The 3168-nt window shown below is 59.2% G+C and carries 2 protein-coding genes and 1 pseudogene; 1 reads left to right on the top strand and 2 read right to left on the bottom strand.

Annotation, left to right across the window (positions count from 1 at the left end; translation table 11 throughout):
* Positions 1-450: transposase (locus BOO71_RS28600; protein WP_254842977.1), on the top strand; the 450-nt coding region annotated here is incomplete at its 5' end.
* Between the two features lie 294 nt (positions 451-744).
* On the opposite strand, the gene BOO71_RS01280 is transcribed toward BOO71_RS28600, so the two are convergent.
* Together BOO71_RS01280 and BOO71_RS01275 are read right to left on the bottom strand one after the other, a co-directional pair.
* Positions 745-2526, bottom strand: a complete 1782-nt coding sequence (locus BOO71_RS01280; protein WP_075830192.1) for a putative bifunctional diguanylate cyclase/phosphodiesterase — start codon at positions 2524-2526, stop codon at positions 745-747.
* Between the two features lie 284 nt (positions 2527-2810).
* Positions 2811-3168, bottom strand: a pseudogene (locus tag BOO71_RS01275) (IS1 family transposase); the annotation flags it as partial.

Below are 3168 nucleotides of genomic sequence, written 5' to 3'. Positions count from 1 at the left end.
GCGTGGGTGTATGGGAGTCTGATGCAGGTGGTGGCGACGCTTTCCCCACAGGGAGAGCGCGTCATCGTCGCTTCTGATCTGCCCCTTTACGACGTCTTGCAGGTCTACCGAATGCGCTGGGGGATCGAATGCACATTCAGCGGTATGAAGTCTCGCGGTCTGGGTTTGGAGGACACCCACATGACCGCGCCAGACCGCATTGGACGCCTCTTTCTTCTGCTCAGTCTCGCGTATGCCTGGATGGTGCGGATCGGCGCATGGCGCGCAGATGCGCTTCCCATCGCAGTCAAAGCCCACGGGCGCAGGGCCATGAGTCTGGCCCAATATGGCTGGGATCTGCCGTGTGACGCCCTGCGCTGGCAGCGTCCCCTTTTCCAAACCTTTCTCGCACTCTTGATGACCGCTTTTCCCTCACCCAGTCAGCCTGAATCTGAAAGTGTCAGGTACTGAGGTACCAGGGTTAGAGCATTTTTTAAAAGAGTTATTCACTTTTGACCGAACGGAGTGAGCGAATGAAAGGGAGGATGTAGAAGGATAGAAGCAGCAGAAGTCCTTTTTTCTGCTGCTTCTATTTGGACAAATGCTCTAGAACCCCCGTCTCGTGCAGCGCGGCGTGAGGACAACATTCATGACAAGCTGGGAGCACGCAGGTCTGCGGCAGTGCAGTGCCGTGTCCCTCGTCTGAACAAGGATGGAAATCTCGTCCTGGACAGCCTCCAGAACAAGTGTCAGTCACCCTGACAATCAGGCAAAAGGCTCGGGGCGTCCGAACAGGTACCCCTGAAGATAAGTGCAACCTGCTTTCAACAAAAGTTCTGCCTGCTCAGCGGTCTCGATACCCTCCGCGACTGTCGGGAGTCCAAGCGCGGTAACGAGCGTCACGATCCCACGGACCACCTCCAGCGCCCTCTTCCCAGCATCAGTGTCTTGCCCAATCCCTGAGGTAAAGCTCCGGTCGATCTTCACCATCTGGATCGGCAGGTTCGCCAACGCTGTCAGGCTGCTGTAGCCGCTTCCAAAGTCATCCAGGGCCGTTTGCACCCCCAGCGCGTGCACTTCCTGGAGCGTTGCGGCGAAACGGGGTTCAAGCATGCTGCTCTCGGTGAGTTCTAAACAAACTTGCTGAGGCTTAATCCCACTTTCTCTCAGGATCCACCGCAGGTGATCCACAAAGTCTGGCTGCCTGATTTCTAGAGCACTGACATTCACGCAAACCTTCTGAAGCCGCTGTGAGATCAGGGTGGCAACCGCCTGCCGCAGGACCCAGCGGCCGATCGGCACGATAAGCCCGGAGGTCTCGGCCAACGGGATGAAGTCGAGTGGACTGACGATCCCGGAAGGTCTGATCCAGCGGAGGAGCGCTTCATGCGCCACCACAGCGTGACTCTCGGCATGGACTTTCGGCTGGAAGTACAGCCGCAGCTCATCCCGTTCGATGGCCCGGTGCAGCGCCGTCAGACGCTCCACATGAAGGGTGATGCGCTCGTCCTCCTGCCGCTGAAAGGTAGCGTGGCCTCCACCCGCCCGCTTGGCCCGGTACATGGCAGCGTCCGCATGGCTGAGCAGAACATCCATTTCTAAGGCGTCGTCCGGATACACGCTTAACCCCAGACTCCAGCGAACGAACACCTCCTGATCTGCGATCAAAAATGGCGCTGCAAAACTCTTCTCCAGACGTTTGGTGACCGGGGCGACATCCTCGACCGACCGAACATCCGTTAGCAGCATCATGAATTCGTCGCCGCTCATGCGGGCCACCACGTCGCCGGTCGCTGTGGCTTCTTTCAAGCGGCGCGCGATGCCTTTAAGGAGCTGGTCACCCTCGGCATGCCCGAAGGTGTCGTTGATCTGTTTGAAGCGGTCGATGTCCATCAACCCCACGACAACCTTCTCCCCAGAGATATTGGCGCGCCGACAGGCTTCTGCAAGATGTTGTCGGAACTGCACCCGGTTTGGGAGGCCAGTGAGGGCGTCATTCATCGCCATGTGCCCGAGCTTGTGTATGGCCTGCCGCAGCTTGAGCTCGGTCATCGCCATCTGTGCAAAGAAGGTCAGAATTTCCTGTTCTCTCTCGCTGAACTCCCGAGGTTCAGTCCCGATCAAGCAGAAGGTGCCGAGCTTGTACCCGTCGGGCGTGATTAGGGGCGCACCAGCATAAGACCGGATGTGTGGCGCGCCGAGCACGTTGGGGTACGTGCGGAGGTGCTCGTCCAGGGTGGCGTCCGGAATAACCATCACGCCTTCCTGAGCGATGGCCACCGAACAGAACGACTCGCTGCGGGGTGCCTCTGATATTTCAAGTCCGTGGTTGGCCTTGAACCACTGCCGATCCTTGTCGATGAAACTGACCTGGGCCATGGGCACATCAAAGACGCGGACAGCCAGCTCTACCAGGCGGTCAAACTGCGGCTCCGGAGGTGTGTCAAGAATACCGTAGCGGCGTAGCGCCGCCAGCCGCAGCTCCTCCGTTGAGACCAGATCAACATCAGTTGAATCGACAGGATCTGTTTCTTCATCGAGAAGCATGAGTCAGGATAGGGTACCTGCACGTCCATCGGCCTGGACCAATTTGGCCTTGGGCTTTCGCCCAGCGTTGCGAGACCGCCTGAGCCGCGCACTGGGCCGTGATGACCGAGGATGACCCAGTTTCGCGGGGCTGCTGTTGATTCTGTGAAGCAGCGGACTGGAGCTTCCCAGCCATCTGAGATCTTGAAACGGATGCCTGACAGGATGATTAACGCCGAAGCAGATGCGGCTCTCCGAGGCCAGGGCTTCCAGTTTGCACGGAGATGCTGGGTAGAAGGCTGGAATCATGACCGACATGGGTTCGGCAGGACCACAGTGCCGAGCAGGCGCAGCACGCTCCACACCGTGTCCGTGATCCCGATGGCCATTGCTGGCGTCCGTTGCGCATATTGACGACGCCCCACCGGTTCATCCAGCTTGACTCGCAGGCTCCGGTTCACCCGACAGAAGTTGTAGACCCCGCCCACCAGATCGCTCACCGTCTGACGGACGTGGGGAAGCCTCGCGTTCGCGAGGCTTCTGCGGACCTGGTGTGGATTCATGCGCCGGGCCGTCCCGTTGTGCCGTTCCACTGCCGAGGTGTTGGGGGTGTTGTAGCTGAGAGAGGCCAGCTCCTGATTGACGCGCCGCTGGCTCCCAGCG

The organism is Deinococcus marmoris, from assembly GCF_001949125.1.
Taxonomy (GTDB): domain Bacteria; phylum Deinococcota; class Deinococci; order Deinococcales; family Deinococcaceae; genus Deinococcus; species Deinococcus marmoris_A.
This window is presented reverse-complemented; position numbering and strand designations above follow the sequence as displayed.